At 47.7% G+C, this 23,462-nt stretch carries 17 protein-coding genes; 5 read left to right on the forward strand and 12 right to left on the reverse strand.

Annotated features, from left to right (window positions below; translation table 11 throughout):
• Positions 1-5: 5 nt before the first annotated feature.
• The 4 genes from AC1DLM_RS24715 to AC1DLM_RS24730 form a co-directional block, all read right to left on the reverse strand.
• Positions 6-701 carry a Dph6-related ATP pyrophosphatase gene (locus AC1DLM_RS24715; protein ID WP_477571456.1) on the reverse strand — a complete coding sequence of 232 codons (696 nt, stop codon included), beginning with the start codon at positions 699-701 and terminating at the stop codon, positions 6-8.
• Between the two features lie 40 nt (positions 702-741).
• On the reverse strand, positions 742-2,415 hold the full coding sequence (locus AC1DLM_RS24720) for an FAD-binding dehydrogenase (protein ID WP_477571457.1): 1,674 nt from the start codon (positions 2,413-2,415) through the stop codon (positions 742-744).
• A gap of 130 nt (positions 2,416-2,545) precedes the next feature.
• On the reverse strand, positions 2,546-4,273 hold the full coding sequence (locus AC1DLM_RS24725; protein WP_441991255.1) for an AAA family ATPase: 1,728 nt from the start codon (positions 4,271-4,273) through the stop codon (positions 2,546-2,548).
• Positions 4,274-4,362: 89 nt separating this feature from the next.
• The gene (locus tag AC1DLM_RS24730; RefSeq protein ID WP_441991254.1) at positions 4,363-4,653 is read right to left on the reverse strand and encodes a hypothetical protein; all 291 of its coding nucleotides are present in this window, start codon (positions 4,651-4,653) and stop codon (positions 4,363-4,365) included.
• A 425-nt stretch (positions 4,654-5,078) separates the two neighbouring features.
• Between AC1DLM_RS24730 and AC1DLM_RS24735 the strand changes: the two genes are divergently transcribed.
• Positions 5,079-7,244 (forward strand): S-layer homology domain-containing protein, encoded by a 2,166-nt coding sequence (locus AC1DLM_RS24735; protein ID WP_477571458.1) that lies wholly within the window; start codon positions 5,079-5,081, stop codon positions 7,242-7,244.
• A gap of 318 nt (positions 7,245-7,562) precedes the next feature.
• Positions 7,563-7,700 (forward strand): hypothetical protein, encoded by a 138-nt coding sequence (locus AC1DLM_RS24740; protein WP_441991252.1) that lies wholly within the window; start codon positions 7,563-7,565, stop codon positions 7,698-7,700.
• Positions 7,701-7,974: 274 nt separating this feature from the next.
• Here the strand turns inward: AC1DLM_RS24740 and AC1DLM_RS24745 are convergent, their stop codons facing one another.
• The 8 genes from AC1DLM_RS24745 to AC1DLM_RS24780 all read right to left on the reverse strand — a co-directional run bounded on the left by AC1DLM_RS24745 (position 7,975) and on the right by AC1DLM_RS24780 (position 19,833).
• Positions 7,975-9,081: a rhamnogalacturonan acetylesterase gene (locus tag AC1DLM_RS24745; RefSeq protein WP_477571459.1), complete on the reverse strand. Its 1,107-nt coding sequence runs from the start codon at positions 9,079-9,081 to the stop codon at positions 7,975-7,977.
• A 17-nt stretch (positions 9,082-9,098) separates the two neighbouring features.
• On the reverse strand, positions 9,099-10,295 hold the full coding sequence (locus AC1DLM_RS24750) for an FG-GAP-like repeat-containing protein (protein ID WP_441991278.1): 1,197 nt from the start codon (positions 10,293-10,295) through the stop codon (positions 9,099-9,101).
• Positions 10,296-10,383: 88 nt separating this feature from the next.
• On the reverse strand, positions 10,384-12,960 hold the full coding sequence (locus AC1DLM_RS24755; RefSeq protein WP_477571460.1) for an exo-rhamnogalacturonan lyase family protein: 2,577 nt from the start codon (positions 12,958-12,960) through the stop codon (positions 10,384-10,386).
• 115 nt (positions 12,961-13,075) lie between these two features.
• A complete protein-coding gene (locus AC1DLM_RS24760; protein WP_477571461.1) occupies positions 13,076-15,421 on the reverse strand; it encodes a helix-turn-helix domain-containing protein in 2,346 nt (781 codons plus the stop codon).
• Positions 15,422-15,685: 264 nt separating this feature from the next.
• Complete coding sequence (locus AC1DLM_RS24765; protein WP_477571462.1) at positions 15,686-16,162, reverse strand: hypothetical protein; 477 nt, start codon at positions 16,160-16,162, stop codon at positions 15,686-15,688.
• Between the two features lie 147 nt (positions 16,163-16,309).
• On the reverse strand, positions 16,310-17,896 hold the full coding sequence (locus tag AC1DLM_RS24770; protein ID WP_441991247.1) for an extracellular solute-binding protein: 1,587 nt from the start codon (positions 17,894-17,896) through the stop codon (positions 16,310-16,312).
• Between the two features lie 47 nt (positions 17,897-17,943).
• Positions 17,944-18,828 carry a carbohydrate ABC transporter permease gene (locus AC1DLM_RS24775; RefSeq protein ID WP_477571463.1) on the reverse strand — a complete coding sequence of 295 codons (885 nt, stop codon included), beginning with the start codon at positions 18,826-18,828 and terminating at the stop codon, positions 17,944-17,946.
• A 33-nt stretch (positions 18,829-18,861) separates the two neighbouring features.
• Complete coding sequence (locus tag AC1DLM_RS24780; RefSeq protein WP_477571464.1) at positions 18,862-19,833, reverse strand: ABC transporter permease; 972 nt, start codon at positions 19,831-19,833, stop codon at positions 18,862-18,864.
• A 253-nt stretch (positions 19,834-20,086) separates the two neighbouring features.
• Here AC1DLM_RS24780 and AC1DLM_RS24785 point away from each other — a divergent pair, with 253 nt between their 5' ends.
• From AC1DLM_RS24785 to AC1DLM_RS24795, 3 genes are all read left to right on the forward strand, one after another.
• Positions 20,087-22,078, forward strand: coding sequence for a beta-galactosidase (locus AC1DLM_RS24785; protein WP_477571465.1), 1,992 nt, complete (start codon positions 20,087-20,089; stop codon positions 22,076-22,078).
• 45 nt (positions 22,079-22,123) lie between these two features.
• A complete protein-coding gene (locus tag AC1DLM_RS24790; RefSeq protein ID WP_477571466.1) occupies positions 22,124-22,468 on the forward strand; it encodes a YheC/YheD family protein in 345 nt (114 codons plus the stop codon).
• A 258-nt stretch (positions 22,469-22,726) separates the two neighbouring features.
• The gene (locus AC1DLM_RS24795) at positions 22,727-23,440 is read left to right on the forward strand and encodes an RNA polymerase sigma factor (protein WP_477571467.1); all 714 of its coding nucleotides are present in this window, start codon (positions 22,727-22,729) and stop codon (positions 23,438-23,440) included.
• Positions 23,441-23,462 lie beyond the last annotated feature (22 nt).

A 23,462-nucleotide genomic window follows, 5' to 3' on the forward strand; every position in this document is an offset into this window, starting at 1 on the left:
ACACCTCAATTCGTAACCAGCAACTCCAATGGCATAAAAGCATACTCCCCATTTCTAACAATGCTGCCCTTGCGAACAGGTATAGAATGCTTGAAAATAGGACCATCAATTACTGTTGTATGGAACTCGCCGCCTTCACCACACGGGTCTATACCRCGAGCTTGCAGTTCTTTTATGTAATCGTGGGTTAGCGTGCGTCCCAGATCTTCTTCCCGCATCCCTAACGACAAATTCACCGTAACCAGGACGGAAACAAACCCCAGATCTATAAACTCTTTCACGGCTTGGGCATGGTCCATTCTCCATAGCGGCATGCCAAGTTTTAGGCCAGCATTCTTGGTAACTTTGTCATGCCAACAGCCTTCAACAGGCATATCCAAGTCTCCGGTGACTAACACTTCTGCACCTTGACGTTTGGCTTGTTCCAAAAGGCCCATAAACACGTCTTCATAGTCATCCCAACTGGCAGCAGCCGTATAAACGGGTAAGCCGATGGAGTCTGCTTKGGCGCGAATAAGCTCTGGAGGCATCCCGTGAGATCTGGAACGTTTCCCTTCTTCCTCCAGCATGACGATGAGTCCGATCGCTTCGCCAACTTTCATTGATTTATACAGCGCCAGAACGCTATCCTTTCCCCCGCTAAAAGAAGCTATAAATGTATGCCCGTGAGCACCATTTTTCCAGTTCACAATGTGATTCATCCCTGATGTTCTCCTTTGTTTGTATGCTCTGATCATTATATCACGAGCTGCTCTGGGATTTATTGAGCTCTTTCGCAACAGCTCGTCCCGCTACTCGGCCAGTAAATAAGCACCCTCCGAGAAACGTCCCCTCCAACGCGCGATACCCGTGAAGGCCTCCACCTCCGAAACMGCTTGCCTCTCCGGCAGCATATAGCCCAGGAATCACCTCTCCCGCCTGATTCAGCACACGACCGGATAAGTCCGTTTGTAAGCCTCCCAACGTTTTACGACTTACGATATTCAATCGCACCGCGATAAGCGGTCCATTAGCAGGGTCCAATAGACGATGCGGCTTCGCAACACGAATTAATTTATCCCCGATATAGTTACGAGCGCCTCGAATGGCTGTGATTTGCAGATCTTTGGTAAAGGGATGCGCGATCTCCCGATCTCTCGCCTTGATTTGCCGTTCAATATGGTCAAAATCAAGCAATTTCTCCTCCGTCAACGCATTCATCCCAGAGACCAGCTCAGCCAATGTCGGAGCAACGACGAAATCCTCTCCCTTATCCATAAAAGCTTGCACCGGAGCCATCGCTCCTGGCAGTGCTCGAGACAACACTTTACGGATACTTTTCTCTGTTAAATCGGGATTTTGTTCGGAGCCTGACAACGCGAATTCTTTTTCAATGATTTTCTGGGTTAAAATAAACCAAGAATAGTCGTATCCAGACTTTTGGATAGTCTCCAAAGTTCCMAAGGTATCAAACCCCGGGAAGTTAGGGGCTGGAAAACGCTGACCCCGTGCATCTAACCAGATTGAGGAGGGACCCGGAAGAATACGAATACCATGGTTATGCCATACGGGATTCCAATTTTTGATCCCTTCTGTGTAGTGCCACATCCGGTCGCGATTCACAATCCGACCTCCGGATTGCTCCGTAATGGCCAGCATGCGGCCATCGACATGTGCGGGCACACCAGAGAGCATCCGCTTAGGTGCTTCACCAAGCCGACTCGGCCAATATTGGCGGACTAACTCGTGATTAGCGCCTATTCCGCCACTGCTGACGATGACCGCTTGCGCATGGAATTCGAACTCGCCAATTGCCTCACGTGAGCTCACTTCTCCACGAGCCGCCGTGCTAGCCACAAGCACGGAACCTCTAACACCCGTGATAGCACCACCGCTTTGAATAAGCTCGTTCACGCGATGACGCGGTCGGTACACAACGAGTCCACTCGCCATATGCGCTCTGACTCTCTTCTCGAATGGCTCAACGATGCCAGGCCCTGTCCCCCAAACGATGTGGAAGCGAGGCACAGAGTTGCCATGCCCATCTGCCAAATAACCACCGCGTTCCGCCCACCCGACAACTGGGAAGAAGCGGATCCCCATGACATGCAGCCATTCCCTTTTTTCACCAGACGCGAACTCGACATAAGCCTCCGCCCACTTGCGGCCCCAGTAATCCTCGTCGTCTTCACGATCAAATCCAGCTGAACCTTGCCAGTCCTGCCAAGCTAGCTCTTGTGAATCTTTAATTCCCAACCTGAGCTGCTCGGGGGAATTAACTAGAAATAAGCCGCCGAATGACCACCAGGCTTGTCCACCAAAGGAGGCCTCCGGTTCTTGATCCAAGAGCAGCACCCTCTTACCAGAATCCGCAATCTCCACTGTTGCCACTAAACCCGCGAGTCCTGCTCCAACTACAATAGCATCATAGTCCATGATCGAATTCTCCTTTGATTCAGTTTCTTCTCTAGATAGCCTTAATCGATCTTTTGCCAAAAAAAAATAGCCTCCCTCTGACCACTATAGCCAAAAAGGAGGCAATTCAAAGGATGGAATGTCCATCCGATTACGAATCCTTGAGATCTTCTTCCATGTCGTCAATCACGACAAGTGATTTTTCAAGCGTAAACTTCCGCAGAGGCTTCACTTCAATTGCTCTAGGACGCGAGTCGCCATAAAGCTCAGTGAAGATCTCTTCAATTTCATCACCTGTCAAATCTTCACGTTTCAGCAGCTCTTCCGCGATCTTGTGGACGAACTCTGTATATTCGTTTACGAGCTTCTTGACCTCGAGCATTTGCTCTTTGAGCAGCTCATTAATTTGTGGCCGCAGTGCCTTAAGTCCATCCGTCCGCGAACCGACCGCTAAGAAGCTGAATAGTTCATCGCCCATCCCCAGCATCCCCAGATACGCACCTGCAATTTGGGTCGCATGCTGCAAATCTGACGTTACGCCGTTTAATTTCTTGTGAAGAAATTCATCTTCTACCGCACGGGCAGCCAGACAAACCTGAATCTCTGCCAACATCTCTGAATCGCTGCGGTTATATCGCTCATGGGTCTCTTTCGTAGCCGAAAGTCCAAGAGCGCCCCCACGTCGAATGATCGTCACTTTCCAAACTCGTTCATGAGGCTTCAACAGAAATTGTGCCACTGCATGACCCGCTTCGTGATAAGCGACATTCCGCTTCTCATCATCGCGCATCGAGCGAAGCGGTTGTTTGAGCCCCCACTCATAAGTCTCCATAGCGGCTCGGAAGTCCTCATAACTCGCCGCCTGTGCGCCACGTTGATGTGCGATAACAACAGCTTCGTTGACGATATGTTTTATTTGAGCTGGGCTGTAACCGATGGAATCAAGACCCGCTTTTTCCGCAGTTAACGATGCGTCCAGCTTGACCTTTTTCAAATAGTATTGGAAAATATCAACCCGACCGTCGTAATCCGGTACATCCACCCAGAGTTGTCGATCGAAACGACCTGGTCGCAGCAAGGCTGAATCGAGCACATCAGGCAAGTTGGTAGCAGCTACCGTTAGCACTGGCGGGCGTTCTGCCTTTTTACGACGTAGTCCTAGAGAGCGCAGCATCTTTACAATTTTGGAGGTATCAATATTAGGTGGGTCCATTTGCAGGAGCAGCTCGTTCAGAAGGCCTGAACCTCCACCCATCCCCATCATCCCCATGCCCATACCGCCACCGCCGCCTTGACGACTCATCCCAATCGCATCGATCTCGTCAATAAAGATGATACAAGCGCCGTAGACGCGCGCAAGCTTGCGGGCCTTTTTGTAAATCCCCATCACCTTGAGGTTACCTACACCGAAGAACATATTCTGAAAGCTTGGTGCAGACGCGTAAGCAAAAGGAACTTGTGCTTCATTCGCAATAACCTGTGCTAAATATGACTTCCCTGTTCCTGGCGGTCCACAAAGCAATAATCCGCGAATAGCTTCGCCGCCCATTTCCTTGAACTCTTTGACACCTTTAAGCAGGGTAACAATCCGTTTCGCATTTTCCACAATTTCAGGGTTTCCACGATAATCATCCCATGTCGATCCGGTTTCTCCAGGCAGAATCCAATACGTTCGTCCTCGAGCAAGGAACCAGAACAAGGCAACAAATTGAATGATCATAAAGGCCATAGCGAATACCAGTTGCATCAGCAACGACGCGACACTTATTGCTATCCCCCAAGCGGTTGGCCCACCTGCCCATAGCAGCCCGCCAAACAACACGATGGCTGCTAGCCAGAGGATGAACTTTCGCCATCTAATCCATTGATATCTCCTCATGGCTACACTTCCTTCATATGATTAAGTTTGAATATCCCTATGAAAAAACAACATTCTTGGCCCCGCAAGAAGCAGGGCCACAGCAACGGTTATTGGAATCTTTTAATAATATCGAGCACGTACTTGGTCATCACAGCGAGACCGCAAATGAAATAGAAAATCACCACAATCCACCCTGTTGGATCGAAAGAAATCATAGATAATAGGACCGTCAGTGGCAGCACATAGTATAGGACATCTTTCAAATAACCTAACACGAGTGTAGGACCAAAGGAGCCAACCCAGAAGGATTTGAAGAACGCAATCAGAAAATCAATCAACATGAAGCCAAAAATACCCCACAACGTGTAAATTATCCAGCCCTCAATTGTATTTGTCACTTTTCATCACCACCTTCCTACATACTATGCTAGGATTACTGACGGGTGAGAGATCAGTGGGCAACAAGCGTTGAACCAGAAATATTTACCTTCTATTACTTACTTCATACAGCTTTATTTTCCTTCTCAATTCGGATTGTTTTAAGAAAAATATATTACTTTTTTTAGGAAATAAGACCGAAGATTGTAGCGGAATCTTTGAAAATACACCAAGAAATAGCTTCTAAATCGCGAAAGCGCAACCAAGCTAATGATATTCAGCGATAGAAACCGATTCAGTTGAATTTAATTTTCCTTTTTTTAAAATCAACACCCAGAAAAACCCATCTACTCCCGAATGCTGTTAGTAAGATTGACTAACTCAAGCACGCACCGCAGGGTCGCAATTTTCTACTCATATATTTTATTAAGGAGAGAAGAAGAAGATGAAGCATTCGCGAATGAAAAAACTGCTTATCCCCACGCTAGCCCTCACACTTGTTATGACGACTGGCACAACAGCCTTCGCTCAGAACGGTCGCGACCACAAGGACGATGATCGTAACAACAACGCACGCCAATCGTATGACAAACGCCCACAAGCACCTATCAAATTTGACTTCAAAGACATCAAAGGGAAAGAATTCGATTGKGCCTTAAGCTACATTATGAGTCTAGTCTCTAGGCGTATTTTCGATKGGTATCCCGATGGTACTTTTAAACCGCAAGAAACGGTCTCACGCATTGAGGCCATTACAGCAGCTGTACGGTTAATGGGACTCCGCGATCAAGCCGAATCCGATCAAGAAAAAGCGACTAAGCTGAATTTCAATGATGCAGCCAATGTACCTGCGTGGGCCGTCGGCTACGTAGCTGTCGCATTGGAGAACGATCTTTTCGCCGAAACCGATACGAACGTCAATCCAAATCAACCTGCTGATCGCCTCTGGGCCACAACGCTCCTCGTGAAAGCTTTGAAGCTTCAAGACGAAGCTGAAGCCAACATGAACGCAAGGCTTCCTTTCTCCGACGCATCTAGCGTACCTGCGGGTTCGGTGGGATATGTTAAGGTTGCCGTCGATAAAGGTCTCGTGAACGGCTTTGAGGACAATACATTCCGCCCTAAACAGCTTGTAACTCGTGCACAAATTGCCGCCTTGTTGGATCGTGCAGGCAATCAATTGCCGGGCAGCATTGATGGACTCGTGACAGGAACTGTCGTCTCGCCAGTCAATGGTAATGTACTAACCGTCCGAACGAACGGTCAAAACATTAATTTGACATTAAATCCCGATGTTTTTATTTACCGAAATGGTGCCAAAGTCAGTCCTTCCGCTTTGCAAATTGGGGACGTCCTTAAGATTCGTTCCAACGACAATTCCATCATTTACATTGAAGTTTCCCAGCCAACTGGCGGCAACCCGACAACGCCTACTCAAGCTGTAGGTGTAAAAACGGGCATGGTATCTTCAGCGGTAACTGGTAATACACTCACCCTTTTAACTAATGGGCAAACGATTTCCCTTCCTTTGAATAGCAATGTGCTTTACTTCCGTAATGGCACTCCGACGACGGCCGCAGGCTTGCAAGTAGGTGACATCGTAAGCACGCGCTCCTACAACTATGGCATCAGTTATGTAGAAGTCACGCAATCTGTGGGCACCGTTGGAACACCAACGAATTTCGCTTCGACTTTAACCGGCACGATGACTTATCCGATTAGTGATAATACGTTACTTCTAACCACGTCTAACCAACTTCAAGGCGTATCACTGAACAGTAATACCATCGTTTACAAAAATGGTGCATTTACAACTCTTTCAGCGCTTCAGGTTGGCGATATCCTAACAACGTACGCTTACAATCATATGGCTGCTGTTATTGAAGTAACCAAAAGTGTCTCTCCGGTAACGACGACAGGTGAGATGACCGGTACGATTGCTGGCCAGATCAGCAACAACTTACTCACGCTCACGAGTGGCGGACAATCTTACAGCCTGCAGCTTCACGCAAACACCTCGATCTACTCCGATGGTGTTCAAACGACAAGCGGCGTATTGCTGCCAGGTCAAGTGATTAAAGTGCATTACTATAACGGCGTTGTGCTCCATGCCGAAGTCCTACAGCGTGCTGATGGCACCTCGGTTACACAGCCAACCATTGCCCAGCTCACAGGTACGATCATTTCAGCTACAAACAATCTCATCGTGCTTGTCAGTGGCAATCAGGCGCAAGCGATTAATTTGAACGACAAAGCTTTCATCTATCGCAGCGGCACCCAAGTCAGCGGTTCAGCTTTGCAACCAGGTGATATTGTCAAAATCCGCTCCTACAATAATTCAGCCATCTATGCGGAAGTCACGCAACTCACCAATGGTAACACTCAGAACTTTAGTGTGTCTGGCACATTTAACAGTGTAACCTTTACGAATCAAGGTAAAATCGCCACAATCACCATTAACCAAACAGGAACAAATGGAAGCAACGTAACAACGACTTACAACGTGTCCTCATCCGTAACTATTACTGGCAACATGTCCAATTTGGTGCAAAATCACGCCATAACGCTGAAAGGCACAGGTGCGCTGATTACGAACATCAACATTCAGTAGTCAAAGAAAAAACGGTCCCCCATAAGCCATGGAAGTGGCKGGGGGCTTCTTTTTTTGTGAAGATGGAAGAACAATACACCAGATCGTTACTCCTCCAACTTTTCTTTTTTGAGTCGTGTACACTTGTGTGGGCCTCAAAAGTGCAAAAGAGCATCCTTTTAAATCGGAGTAGCTTAACTTGCTGAAATACGTGCGAATAGGCAACTATTTCTGGAGGGTTGGATTATTTTGGGACTTTTTGGTCCAAAAGGTTGCCTTTTTGCACTAATTCATCTAAATTCAGCCTATCTCGCTTAAAATAAGTGTATTTTTGCATCTTTGACCATTTATTTCATCGTGGCAACGCGATGGTGGGGGTGGGAGGCAAGTTGGAAGATGGCGATTCGGGCGCATTTCGCTGCTGTAAGCGTGTTTTTCATCGTTACAGCGCAGGTGGATGGCGATTCGGGCACATAACACTGCTGTAAGCGTGTTTTCATCGTTACAGCGCAGGTGGATGGCGATTCGGGCACATAACACTGCTGTAAGCGTGTTTTTGATCGTTACAGCTCGGGGAGATGGCGATTCGGGCGCATAACACTGCTGTAAGCGTGTTTTTCAGCGCTACGCGCGATGAGTCTGGTGCTTCGAGGCGATCGCCGTAGCCACAAATCCACAAAGAAAAGGAGCTAAGCGCAAACACGCTTAGCTCCTTTTCCACTCTATTTGGGCAGCAATGGTGCGCCCTGAATCACCGCAAATACAAGCTGAGCGGCTGCAGCTTCAAGTCCTTCAAGCCGGCATGAACCAGCTTCGCGACTTCAATCCCGCCTTGCTGCTGGAAATGCGTGTTGTCTTCCACGCCATCCGGGAAATTCATGAATTCACCTGGCGCCAGCCACATGAATAGCCGTTTCGTTCCCTCTGGCCCTAAAGCTTCAAACAATGCCTTGCTGCTAGCTGCAAGATCGATCAATGGCACTTCTTCCGCCGCAGCCAACTCACGCATCGCGATCAGGTAATCGCCGTGTGTATCACGCAGCGTACCATCTTCCTCGAAAAACCGTCGTTGCACGGATGTGATCAGAATCGGATATGCGCCTCGCTCCCGAGCGCCGTCGATATAGATTTTCAGCGTTTCCTTGTAGGTGGAAAATGGCTCCGTAAACCGCGCTTCATCCGGCTTCTGGTCATTGTGACCGAATTGGATGAGCAGGTAATCGTGGGGCTTGATTTTGCCCCAAATCGTATCCAAGACACCTTCGCCTATGAAACTCAAGGAGCTGCGTCCCGACAAGGCATAATTGGCTACCGCTGCATCTGCTTTGACGAATAAGGGGAGCATTTGTCCCCAGCCTGCGTACGGATACCCGTCAGTCGGCTGATCGGTCACGGTTGAATCTCCTGCTAGAAACAGCGTACAAGCTGTAGGCACAGGCTCGATTTCCAGCGCATTGATGCGCGGTGCTCTACCTGTGAACGTAAGCTTCAACTGAGAACCTGTCACCCATACAGAGAAACTCGAACGGGCAAAATGCCCCGCCGAAGTACGTTGCTTATGAAGCACAAGCCTTCCTTCACCTGTGGTAATTGTTGTTTCTGTTTCAGYGATCTCATCGCCTAACAGGATCGAAACGCGATAGGTCCCGTCAGGAACATCCACCAGAAACGAAGTGTCCAGCGGGATGCAGAAATCTCTGCGCAACGCGCTAGGCTCCTCTCGATCCTTGGCATGCACATTCTTCACATGGCTAAATCCATATCCTACCGATTTCTCGTACTGAGTAAGTGGGGTGATCTTCGTATATCCTATGTCAGCACTACCGACCCCGAAATCGAACTTCAATGCGTGTGTCATCGTAGATTTCCTTTCTCTTATAACGGAATTTCGCCGCCAGGATATAAGGTTGAGCTGGACAAACGTTTGGGCTGCGGCAGTTGTGTACCGGATAGTCCCTCTCGCAATGCAAGCGGCCTACTTGCATAAATGGCGGCAGTTCCGTCATTATAAATGATCACTTGCTCTGTCCCACTACCACATACATCGGCATGAACAGCATATCCATTTAGCGGAAATTCAACAACAACGTTCATTTCCCCATCATATAAGGATGGCCATACACCACCGCCTCTGCGATAAGCAAGGATCAGATCTGCAGCATCAGCTTTCCATCCGCGAAGTGGCTCAATAATCGTCAACCAACCATCGGTTTGACGATCTTCTTTCCAGATCTCTTGACCTTCACTGTCCAGCAAAAACAAACCGTCCTTCCCCTTCAATCCCTTCCCATCATCCTCACGGACGAGTCGATCCAACCCAGCAATTTGCAACCCAGGTTTATCGCTGCAGAACCTGCCCAAGGCGATATGCTGCGATTCAATCGAGCCTTCATAGCGCCAGAGCTCTTTGCCGAAGCGGTCATACATCACTGTGACACTTCCGCCGATCACTAACTCTGGATGGCCATCTCCATTCACATCTCCGACCCAGATACAATCAGCATGATCATCGAGATCCTGACAGCTCCACAGCTTCTGACCATCATGGTCCAACAGATCATAGCCAGCCATGACCTCGTCTTTCCCATCACCATCCAAATCGTATACCCATGGGAAGTGACCAGGATTTCCTTCATGCGTCCATAATAGATTAAAATGACGATCGAGCGCCCACATCGTGTGATAGCGGTCTTTCAAGATAATATCACTCGCATATGCCCCGCCAGTCAAATTCGCCACGATGATGCAATCATGGGCGTGCTCATGCGGCAGCTCGTGCGAGGCTTTCACCTCGCCAGTCCTCCCGTTCAGGATGAGAAAGCGCCCATCCATCACGCAAAGTACTTCTAGCTGACCATCGCCGTCGATGTCAGCGATTTGTGCAGGGTAGTCGGACCCTGCACTTCCAGCTCCGGAATCGGGCTTGCCTGTCTGCCACAGCAGATTGCCCTCCAGATCAAATGCCGTCAGGCACTGCACCTGATGGGGAATATATCGAACATCCTGACGGTTGTCAGGATGCACCAACAGCATCTCCATGCGACCGTCACCGTTCAGGTCGCCTAGAAGCATTTTGCAGCGCGGACCAGCCTCACGAATGTCTATTTTACCAATCAAATAAGGCTCTTTGCTCGCTTGTTCCACAGCCCATCTCTCCTGTCTATTGAGGTAGCCAATCCGATATAAGCTCAAGTGCGATAATCGTATTCAATGACCATTGTGCGGCCTCATTCGTACTCATCCAATCGATCTCTTGCAAAGTATCCACATGCGTGACGATAGACGCTTCCTCCTGAAGATCAACCTTAGCGAATGCGCTTCCCAGCAAAATAGCCCAACACTTCTCAGCCGTCTCATCGTCCCGCTTATAAAAGGCTCCATACGCAGTGATTGCTGCACTGAGCACAGGATGCTCGAAATTATTCGTGGATATCTGACCATGGGTCAGCTTATCCTTCTGCTCCTGTGTTTGATTATAATACACGCCAAGCTCCGCCATCATGTCTTCCCATTCGGGATCCTTCAACATGCCAGCAAGTTCGAACCACACCTGCGGTCCTCCCATACAAATGGCCAAATGTCTGCCCMAATTATCGTCACCAAGTGGCGAGAGTACACCTGTTTTCGGATCATACCCATAGGTCGGGCCAGAGATAAGCCCATAATTAGCATCCTTAATACAATTGATGCCCACCAAGATTTTATCCCGATACGACGTATCCTCATAGCGCTCCCAACGTGTCATCCAGTTCGAGCTGAAAGCCGCCCAATCCGGTCCCACACGGATATGCGTTGGATGCTCATCCTTCGGAAAGTAAGCGCGCATCGGATCCAAATTCACCGTGGTGAAATCCGAATCACGCACTTCATCCATAATATCCCCGACCCGCTCATCGGCGGTCAAATAATAGAAGTACCGATGTAAGCCCGCCATCCCGATGCGAGCCTCCTTGCAGCCGCAGCCCCAATGGACCACATTATGCCGAGAGCCGAGTCCCGCATATTCGCCAAAATGGTACAGGTCTACTTCACTTGTGTGCCGAGTCATCGCTTCTGCCATCCGGAAGATATCCGCTCGACCCGTCCGCAGGAACATCACCCATAGCCACATGTTGGGCGCAAGCTCTGTATTTTGCCAAGCACAACCGCCTAAATCATAGTTCCATACATGCCTGACAGGATCATAACTATGCATGTAATCGCCATAATCCCAGAATCCATACCACTTTCGTTGCTCAACTTCATCTTGATAAAAGGTAATAATGCCATCCAGCCTATTCTCTAGTTGCTCTTTCACTGGATGACTACGGTCTGGTAAACTCCAATAGCCAAAGGCACCTGACTCGTGATAATACCCAGGCTCGCAAATAAGAAGGGATGGATCTTGCGACTCTTCCTGCATGTGCTGCAACATCTCCATGCCCGGCGTCTCGCTCGTACACCACAGCATCAATTCACTCGTATTCGCAATTCCGTAGGGTGTTGCCCGTAACTCTTCAGCCCCTTCATACGAAGATTCCACGTGTGTTTCTGTATCATAATGGCGAAGGTCCATCGGTGTCCCGTCCGGGGACCACAACCAGATCGTTAATGCAGCCTCTGAAGCTGCTGTACCATGTACCTCAAAGCTAGATGGATGCTTCTCCCAGAAGTGTCGCAATCCCACCGCTAAGCCGCCGCCTTCACCGCCGACATAGCCCAGACCGCCAGCGCGCGCGCCATCTGTTACCTTGACCCAGCTGCATCCGGGTTTCGTCCGCTTCCAAATACGGTAATGCTCGGATGAATCTTGTACGATTTTAAAGCTATCCCACGTTGCCGAATCATCCAGCAGCCCAAGGAAATACGCATCCTCTGCGGGGTCAAATGTCGTTAATTCGCCTGCCGTTTGACGCTCAAATAACGCTCTATACTTCCCTTTGGTTCGACGGGTATGTAAGGTTTTGGGGGATTCGCTGAAATAGCCACGATCCCCTGCAAAACGAATATGCCGATTGTATTGGGCCCCTCTCATCGGCACCGCGAAGCGAATGCCTAGACCTTTAATGAAATCCTCATGAGGATTTCCATCATAATGAAACGTATGCACGAGTTTAATTGTTTCCTGCCCCGCATACACATACATACGCAGTGTAAAAGGCAGCCACTCTCTTGTTCCCGTCGTCGAGCGGAGTCTGCCGTCCAGCTTAACGACGGCCCGAATCGGTCCGGCTTGTTCAACAACAGCGCGTAGGACACGGCTTTCGAAAGCCTCCTCACGACTTATCCGTACACCTGACGCCTCGCTCATTCCTTCTTTCAAGCCAATCAACTCGCCGCCACTGCATATTTCGTTGCCCTCACGAACGATGCTGCGAAGCCATTGTTTCCCCTGCTTGCCTATTGTGCAAATCATGACGCCTGTATCCAGCGTAATAGTATCATCCGTTTCCGTTACGGTAATTTGCTTATCCGACTCGGGACCCTTGCCTTTGCGAATAGCAAACCCTTCACCAGAACCGGGAAGGACTGCCGCCGCATGCGCAGACCATTTCACGCTGCCATCCGGCCAGTAAGCCGTCGGCCAGCTTTGGACGGGTACGGCTCCTTGGCCGTCATCCGTATCCAAACGCAATGACTCATCTCGTCCAAGCTCACCCTCACGCCATGGTATTCCCCATGTTATCCCTACAGGCTTTGATGCCTCTTTGTTTAACCAACGCAGCTTAATTGCCGAATTCGAAGCCAAGCGAATCATCTCCTTTTCACATGTAGCCCTATTGTAGAAARGAGATCTCTTGCGAACAAGCGGACATTATTGCTAAACAGCGATTTAGCGGTTTGCACTTTATTGGCAAACTCATACATTGTTGCTAAGTTGTTCGACTGAGCTCACGATAGCGCGTTGGCGTCATGCCTTCCAGCTTTTTGAAAATCCGATTGAAATACGTATGTTGGTATCCGACCTGATCGGCGACATCATTGATTCGCATTTCCGAATCTCTTAGCAGTTCTTTGGCTTTATCCATGCGCAGCTCCGTCAAGTAATCGATAAAGTTTTTGCCGGTCACTTGCTTAAAGGATCTGCTAAGGAAAAATGGATTCGTCCCCGTATGCTCCGCACAATTATCAAGCGAAATATCTTGTCTGTAATTATTTTGCAAATAAATCATCGCTTGTTCGATAATGCGTTTCACTTGCGCGTCCGAACGACCAGACATCTCCCTCATGAAGGGACTTAGCACTTTATCCTGAAACCAGGCAAGAATTCTTGTAGACTCTCGAATCTGGGAAAGCTGTTCATATAAGTTCGCACCCTTGAAGAGGCGATTCGGATTAATTCCGGACACCATGATGGCGTGCTGAACATTGCCAAGCAAATGCAGCATCCCTTGCTGAACCTCAATTTCTTTGGCCCCTTTGCAGGTTAAAACCTCCAAGAAAGACACCAGCATCTCACTTGCTTCCCCTTCTTTTCCTGTCCGTATTGCTTGAATGAGCTCCCGCTCCTGTGTAAATGGATATTGCAACTCCATGTCTTCATCTCCTGCATAATTGTCATGCTCCAAATCGATAATCTGATTCACATTCTCGAAGTAACGATAGCTAACCGCTTGCTTCGCTCGTTCAAATGCGATTGGGACATCTGAAATCAGTGATACTGGCCGGCTGATCGCCATGGTCATGCGCATTTTCAAAATACGGTTAATCGACTGCTTCAAATCGTCACTAAAAGCTTGGGTGGCTTCCGTATAAGATTGATCCTCAGGCAGGATGAGAAGAATACCCGCTGTTAAATCGTGAAAGTTTAGGGTATGACACTTGTCAAAATACTGAGCCGCCAGCTCATCAATCATATTCACGGCCGCAAAAGTAACAAGTCCCTCTTCACCTAACCGGAAGTTCCCCTCCATGCTCGACATCCCAATCAACTGGACATAGAGGACAACGAATTGTTTATGCTTCACGTCCCACTTAAAACGCTCCATTCGATGTCGTAAATCATCTTCTGAATACGCATTCAAATATCCTTGCAGCAGTTGGTGCAGAAAGCTGTCCTTGAGGTGGGGAAGCTGTTCTGTCAGCTTCGTGTTCAGCTCGAGACTCTCGTTATGCAAATTCATCCACTTCGACTCCAGCAATGTGAATTCGTCCGCATTCTCGTGGTGAGTCGTGTTTCCACCCAGCATCGCAACAAGCCTTTTGACAGGCAAATAAATGCGACGTGAAGCCAGCCATGCGAGAATAGCCGCAAGCAGTAATACAGCAAGACTTACCGTGATAATCAACTTGGAAATAAAGACTACCGGTGATGTGATACTCGAAATCGGCGATGCGGATACATAGGTCCAATCTTCCGCAATTCTGGCCAAACTACCGTACGATACCGTGTATGTAGAGCCTTTCCAATCCATAAAAAAGGAACCTTTATTTCCTTTTAGTGAGTCAATTTTGTCACGAAGAGCGCTTACAAATGGAGATGACGACGTATGCCCGTTTGCTGAAACGAACAGTTCACCAGCGTTCTGAATCAGAAACGTCTCCCCGCCATCATAAGGCGTTAGCGTATTGAGCATATTGGCCACCTTCTGACTATCAAAACGGAAAACTAAGACCCCGAACGGTTTCAAACTTCCACCCGGAACTTGATGAACGAGCGTTAAATCTTTGTTATCAGGACGATTCGCATCAAATGACCATTGCGTCCAGTAGGTCGTATTTTGACCGTGGATGAGAGGTTCATATCTAGATGCTGTCGCTGCTGTACGATTATCGATCTTCATATATTCAGGGTTGAACAGAACAGAGCTTGTTCCACCCACGTATAATTCAGCATGCTTCACCATCGCATTAGATCCCTGCATGGCGACCAGCGTTCTGGTAATATCCTGTGTCCGTTCGAAATTCCTTACAAAATCAAACCCATTTAAACTATAGTCAAATTTATTATCAAACGCCCAATGGGATAGCAGCAGCTCCAGATTGCCTAATTGGTCGTCGATATTTTGTGACCGTTGTTCAATTTGCCGATAATGGAGTTGAAGCAGCTCACTTTCCACACGCCCACCTGCCATCCAATACACGAGGACGCCCATCAGTAGCCCAGGAATACCCGAGACGATGAAGATCGTTATCAGACTCTTTTTGTAAAAGCGGCCTTGTCCACCCATCGTTTTGCTTAAACTTCTTGCCAGACCTTCTTTCATTGCTCGGAACATGCTCTCACCAACCGTTCGAAAGTTTAGTTTGGAGCGAAGACTTCAACTTAGAGCGTATACCGATTGGTGTATGAATGGAAGTTAATTTCCAGAGGAAATACATGACTTTTCCGACTTTTTGTGTTTAAAATGCAGTGGTGAGGGAGATTCAGTTTCTCCACGCCAACTCAGCGTCCGTAAAAAAGCAGCTCCCTAATTGTCAGGGAGCTGCTGCCGGTGCAGAGACAGATGTGAATTGGGCTAGAGTGGGACGCTGCTCGTCACTTAAATCGAGAAATTTTTCATTAATGGCATTATAAACGAAATAACACCCATGCCCATCTTCATAAAACTGCCGATGTTTCCAAAGAGGCCGCCTGCAGAACCACCTCCGCCAAGTAGCCCCCCAAGACCTCCACCTGATCCTCCTCCACCAAGCAAGCCGCCAAGCCCTCCGCCGCCTAACATCCCAAGCATGTTACCCAATCCACCTAAGCTGCCTAAACTAGAGATTTGGGCTTTGGATTTGCTTTTATTGCGTGGAAGCTTTTTTGTTGCTTTGAAGCCTTGGAGAATGACTTGATTGGCCTCAATGTCTTCCAAAATACCGTAGTATACGGAACCATCTTTAAGCCCAATACATACCGGTGTTCCTAAATGAGCTGCTGCTTGTGCAGCGATCGTGGACGTCGTTCTGACTGCTGATTTTTGTACGGCATGACTGCGTTTATGTTTACTTTTGGACTGATGTAAAGGTTTCATACTGCTCACGCATCCTTTAAAAGTAGTTATTCTTATCATCTTATGTTCAGCAGACAAGTTTTGACTAAGCTTTTAAGCACATTTATATAAACAAAGACCAGTCTTACACACTATTCCTAGTGGTGGACTGGTCTTTGTTTCAAACTACTATTTCTTCGCAGCAGCATACAAATCGTTCATTTCCTTCACCAAATCATCACCACCCGATTTCTTCCAAGTTTCAAAAGCAGCCTTCAGAGCCGCTTCGTCACTTTGACCGACGATGAATTTAATACGCGCATCGTTGATGATGTTATCCAGCTGTTGACCTTTTTGCGAGTACACGCTGGAGATGAATGGCTCAACTGGATTGGCCACAATGTTCGCTTCTGCATCTTTTTGAATCTTCGTCGTTTGCAAACGAAGCGGTGTTTGCTTCACTTTCAAGCCGCGATCTTCCGGAATAAATGGCAGCATTTGGTTCAATCCTTCGACTTCGGACTCGAGAAGAGCTGTATCTTTACTCACCACAAGCGCATCGCCATCCTTCGTATAATGCTTGCCTTCGATACCGTAGCCAGCTAACGTTTGAAGATCAGGCTCATTCATTTGATCTAAGAATTTCAGTACACGCTTCAGTTCCTCTTCCGTCTTCACTGTCGATTTCGAAACAGCTAGAATACCTGCAAATCCGGAGGTAGGCAATGCTTTCAAGCCATTTTTGCCTGTGACACCAATCATATTATCTACATAATGAATGTTCGGATTATCTTTGCCATCCTTGGCAAGCGCTGCATGTATTTTATCATCCATACGTGCGGCATTGTCGGTTACGTCTACGATGACCCCTGCTTGATTGTTGGCAATTGGATCGTTCCACTTCGCTGAATCAAACACAGCAAAATCCTGATTAATTAACTTCTCATCATATAGCTTCTTCATAAATTTAAGGGCTTCCAGATATTCGGCAGTTTGATGCTCAGGTACGAGCTTCCCGTCTACAACGCCCCATTTGTTCGGTGCACCGAACCAGAGTTTCATAATATCAAAGCCGCTTGCCCATTGCCCCGTCCATTTGACCAATACCATGCCGTATGTGTCGTCTTTGCCGTTTTTGTCAGGATCTTTTTCTTTAAACGCTTTGAGCATGTTGTAGAAATCATCAATCGTTTTTGGAGGTTGCATACCAACAGCTTCCAACCAATCTTTACGATAGTTGATCCCATTCCGACCCAAAGCACGTCCACGGTAAATACCGTAGTTTTTACCATCGACCGAAGAGTTGTTCATAATGACTTGGTTCGCTTTGCTGAGGTTCGGGTAATCCTTCAAATATTTCCCAATTTCCCAGAACGCTCCCGATTTGGCCGCATTCACGAAACTCGGGTTCTTTACATCACCAACATAAATGATCTGAGGCAGCTTGCCTGAAGCCAATGTAATATTAAATTTATCTGTGTAGGAAGCGTTCGGGACCCACTCCAGATGAATATTGGTGTTCGTTTTCTTCTCAATTTCTGTTGTAACAGGACCATCATCTTTCGGGAAATTCGTTTTGAAGATCGGAAGCATGATGCTTAGATCCAGCGGGGCTAGATTTTCTGGTGCTTTGGTCGGTGTAGCTGCTTGTGTGGTTGAGGCGGATGCTGCAGGTGTTGCTGTTCCCTCTTTGTCACTGCTGCAACCAACGATTGTTGTCATGACAGCTGTGCCTACGGTTGCTGCGGCAACCCATTTTTTCGCATTTCTCTTCATCTAAACATGCCTCCTCTAAGTTATGGACTTGCCTTTATCGTAATCCGTTACCCCTTGACCGAGCCGATCAAGACCCCTTTGGCAAAATGTTTTTGCAGGAACGGATAGACAAGCAAAATTGGAATGGTGCCCACGACGATAACAGCCATCTTGATGGATTGCTCGGGCGGTTTCACGAAATTCGGATCCATGGCATTGATATCCCCAGCTGCCGCCTGAGACAGTAAAACAATCTGTCTGAGCATGACTTGCAGCGGCCATTTGGAGGGATCGTTGATGTACAGTAATGCTGAGAAGAAGTTATTCCAATGACCTACGGCATAAAATAAGGTGAAAGTGGCCAATACGGGCATTGATAGCGGCAGCACGATCCGCCACAGAAGCCCAAGCTCTGTGCAGCCATCAATCTTCGCGGCTTCCTCCAATTCGGGAGGGATCTCTTGGAAGAAATTTTTGACAATAATCAAGTTAAAAGCGCTAATCGCGCCAGGAATCATTAAAGCCCAGTAAGTGTCCAACATGTGCAGCTGACGTACAACCAAGAAGGTCGGAATTAAACCGCCGCCAAACAGCATGGAGAAAATAATCAAATTTAGCACCGTATTTCGTCCCATTAACCCACGCTTCGATAAGGCATACGCCATCGTTACGGTGAAGAATAAGTTCACAAAGGTACCTAGAACCATTACGTACAGCGATACCCCAATACTTTTCAAAATCGTATCTGTTGAGAAAATAAAGCGATAAGCAGCTAAAGTAAACGTCTCTGGTATGAGGAACACGKAACGTTGTGTTAGTTCTGCATCCGAAGCGAACGACCCTGCTATGACATATAGAAATGGTAGAACGGCAACGATCCCTATAACGCCAAGTACAACATAATTCGTTACATCGAAGATGGTTCCGGGAACGCTCTTATATTGCTTTGCCAAAACCCCTCTCCTCCTTTACCCATYATATTCGTATTAATAAATGCCGGATTGTCCGAACCTCTTCGCTGTCCAGTTCGCGCCGAGTACCAAGATGACGCCAATGACCGCTTTAAACAATCCAACAGCTGTACTGTAACTAAATGCTCCTTGCGTAATCCCCATCATATAAACGTAGGTATCAAATACTTCAGCTACCTCCCTGTTCAATGGATTCAGCATGAGGAAAATTTGTTCAAATCCGTTATCCAACACATCCCCCATCCGCAAAATAAGCAGGATGACGATCGTACTGCGAATCGACGGCAGTGTAATGTGCCACAGCTGTCTCCAACGGTTAGCGCCATCCACGATGGATGCTTCGTATTGTTCCACATCGACTCCCGCAAGCGCTGCAAGGAAGATAATCGTACCAAACCCGCATTCCTTCCAAATCGTTTGCATAATAATCATCGGCCGGAACCATTCCGGACTAGCTAAGAAGTCAATTTTGCGACCCACATATTTCTGCAAAAGCTCATTAACCAATCCGTCTTGTGTCGTTAGAAAAACATAAGTTAAGCTGGCMACGATAACTAATGATATGAAATGCGGCACATAAATTAATGTCTKAATGGTTCGTTTATACATATTGACTTTGATTTCATTTAATAGGAGTGCAAGCACAATCGGTGCCKGGAAGTAAAACACCAAATTATATAACGAAAGCAACAACGTATTACGGAGGAGCATGACAAACTCTGGATTTTGAAAAAACACACGGAAATGCTCCAAGCCAACCCAGTCACTCTTCCAAAAGCCAAGAAAAGGCTGATAATTCTTAAAGGCAAGCAGCACGCCCCACATGGGCACATATTTAAAAATAATGAAATACAATAATCCTGGTGTTAGCAATGCATAGATCCATTTATCCTTGCGCAACCTTGCCCACACCTGTGATCTGCGAAGCCCTTTCGCCTCGGTCACCTGAATCAGCTCTCTGTTGTTAGGAGCAGCTGCCTGCTTCATCCTTTTCACCTCCATGTCATGATCGCCTTGTGAGCGTTTGTAGCCCTATTATGCATCGCCTGTGATTTACCGCCTATCAGACATTCTTGTAAGCCCTTCCAAATGGTTGAATTCGTGTTGCATCAAGAAAGTGCAAACCMGTCAAAACAGTTGAAACTTCCTTATTTACCCAGCAAGAATGTGTTATTGCCCCTGAGTAAAATAGCACTTATAGTAGAAACTAACTTTCTGATGAAAAGGATGGATGAAGATAATGGGTAAAAAGCTATATCATGGAGCGGCCTGGTATCCTGAGCTTTGGGATCAATCGGTCATTGAACAAGATATCGTTCTTATGAAGCAAGCAGGTATGAATGTCGTGCGCATCGGCGAATTCGCCTGGTCTAATATGGAGCCAACGGAGGGGAATATTGACCTTGGATTTTTTGTGCAAATGGTTAACCTCCTCCATCACAATGGGATAGATACTGTTATGTGTACACCGACGCCAACACCGCCAATTTGGTTCACGCACGGTCATCCGGAACGGATGTATGTGAATGAGCAGCTGCAAGTGATGGGACATGGGTCTCGTCAGCATGCTTGTACGAATCATCCTTATTTTCGTGAAAAAGCCGCCATTATCACCGAGCATATTGCACGGGCTATTGGACGCTTGCCAGGTCTGATCGGTTGGCAGATCGATAATGAATTCAAAGCGCATGTATCCGAATGTATGTGTGGAACCTGTCTTGTACAGTGGCATGAATGGCTGGAAGCGCGTTATGAAACCGTTGAAAAGTTGAATGAGGCGTGGGGCACGCAAATTTGGAGCGAATACTATCACAGCTTCGAGCAAGTGCCGCAGCCTGGTCCTGCGCCGTTCTTGCACAACTCTTCGCTGAGTACGATGTACCAACTATTCTCGATGGAGAAGATTGCGGAGTTCTCAGATGCACAAGCGGCGATAATCCGCCAATTCTCGGATGCACCGATCACGCATAATAGCAGCGTCGCTTTCAGCGTAGATAATGAGCGTTTATTCCGCGAATTGGATTTCGCATCGTTCGATACGTATGCAACCTACGATCATCCAGCGAACTATTTATTAAATAACGACCTGTGGCGGAATTTTAAGCGCGGTCGAGATTACTGGATCATGGAAACGAGTCCCTCCCATGCTGCCTCACTTGCAAGCTATGCAAAGCCGCATCCTAACGGCTATCTCAAAGCGGAAGCTGTTGCCGCTTATGCGCTGGGAGCAGAGGCCTTCTGTTATTGGCTCTGGAGACAGCAGCGAGCAGGCTGCGAGCAGCCACACGGCTCTGTTATCAGCACATGGGGCAAGCCTACGGTTGGTTTCCCTAATGTGTTGGAAGTCGAGCAGGCTAGAAAAGAAATCGAAGCCACGATCTTAGCGACTCGACCTACGCAAGCCGAAGTTGCTATGACTTATTCGGATCGCTCCAAAGCGTTTCTGAAAACCGAACCGCATCAAAAGCTCAATCATCGCGGACTTGTAACCAGCTTCTACGAGCGGATACTCCATCTAGGACTTCACCGGGACATCGTGCCAGAAGGTGCCGATCTGGCCGGGTACAAGCTGCTGTTTACACCATTCCTCCCTTATATCTCATCGGATCTGATGAAGCGTGCTTCTGCGTTCGTTGCCGAAGGCGGTGTATGGGTGGTTGGCCCTCTCTCTGGCGGACGCACCGAAGAACACACCATGCATACGAATGCTGCACTCGGTGAGTTGGAGCACCTAGCCGGTGTAGAAACGGTCTACACGTTCCCCATGGACGGCAGCGGATCCATCGGCAGCGCCTTTGGCGTTGCTGCCCCGCTTTCGCTTTGGAGCTCCGTCTTCGAGCCGAAGGAAGCTGTCGCCGTTGGAACCGTCCAATCGGGGCTGACACCAGGCCTGGCCTTCATTACCGAGCGGGCGTATGGAAAAGGCAAGATTGTCATGCTTGGTTCTATGCCGACCGGCGAGGAAGGCGAGCAATTGTTGAACAAGCTTATCCTGCGCTATGCGGATGATGCTGGGGTGCAACTGCGTACTGATGTAACAGCAGGTACCATTGTTGCACCGAGACATGGTGATGGCCGCGATGTATGGGTCGTGGTTAACATGGACGGTGCGGGCGGCAGCGTAACTCTTCCACGTGATGGCGTCGACCCGATTACAGGAACAGCCTACCTGAAGGGGCAGCTAACACTTGGCCGATATGAACACAAAGTGATTAAATTCACAGCTAGGTAACAAATTTACTTCAGAGGTTATCGTTATGCAAATTTGCTAGGTTCAATGGGTATAAGTACTGACAAGCAGCGTACACCTCACATACGCTGTCTAAAAAGAGGTGTACTCCTATGCCCACGTATAAAAGCAGTTCAATCAAGAGCAAATCCTGATATTCAAGAACGGGAAGCGCAATTGAAGCAGTTAGGCTTGGCAGTCGGGTATGCTTTTGAAGATCATAATCGAGGATTCCGAGAACTGGGTCTCGACGTCGCGATTGATTCCAAAGGGAGACCGTGGATTCTAGAAGTGAATACCCGACCACAGTTCTATCCGCTGAAGAACATGTCTAGTCATAAGCTGTATCGACGTATGGTGAATATCGGGAAGCAGTATGGGCGAACCAAATGATGTGAGGACATAAGCGAAAAAAAAGCGGTATCCACGGACAGAAATAGGTCCTGGATACCGCTTTTATCAATTCTCACTTTCCATTTTCATCCTCCTGTTTCGTGATAAAATTGAATTAGGAAATCCAAGTAAACTTCCCTTTTCATCTCAACTRCTGTAGGAAGAAAATATATTTTTCGTTTTTTTCAATAAATGATAGAAATCATATGTCCTTTGGCATCAAACATTGTAATGGGAGAATGAAAGGATGGCAGGTCATTGGAAAAGGTTAGAATAGATGAGCAACAGGAGCTCGTACAGCGCGCGCGTTCTGGTGATCGAGAGGCATTCGGTGAATTAGTACGTTATCATCGGAGTAAAGCTCTCGGATGGGCGAATACAATCGCGCAAGACAGCTCGCTTGCCGAAGATATTGTGCAGGAGGCCCTCATTAGAGCATTCCTACACATGGGTACCTTGATGAATCCGGAGCGTTTTATTCCTTGGCTGCAACGTATCGTTCGCAACCAGGCATATATGAAAATGCGACGCGGTGGACCTTATGGCAAGGAACGACCTTTCTCTGACTTCAGGCAAAAAGCTGGAGACACGTCGACTGTTGATACCAATTGGAGCGACATTGACGAAATCTTATTACGTCTATCCCGCTCTGCTACGGAAGAAGCACAGTTTCGTGATGATCCAGCGGTTTCATTAGTACGAGCGGATATGTTGCAGTGTTTACGCGATTTACTTTCATGCCTTGGCAAGCGGGAAAGAGCTATATTTGAAGCTCATTTTTTCGATGAACTGACGCCAGCCGAGATTGCCTCACTGTTCCAAACAACGACTGCCAACGTTTACAACATATTGTCCAGATCCAAATCCAAAGTCTATCGAGAGCGAATCCGTGTTTCCCTTAACAGCTATGTACAGAAACGAGCAGCATTAGGTCGCCCAAAACGTGCCATTCTGGCCTCTCCCCCACTCTAACATTCTCATGAAGGTGGTATCC

The organism is Paenibacillus sp. 01T442, from assembly GCF_056398345.1.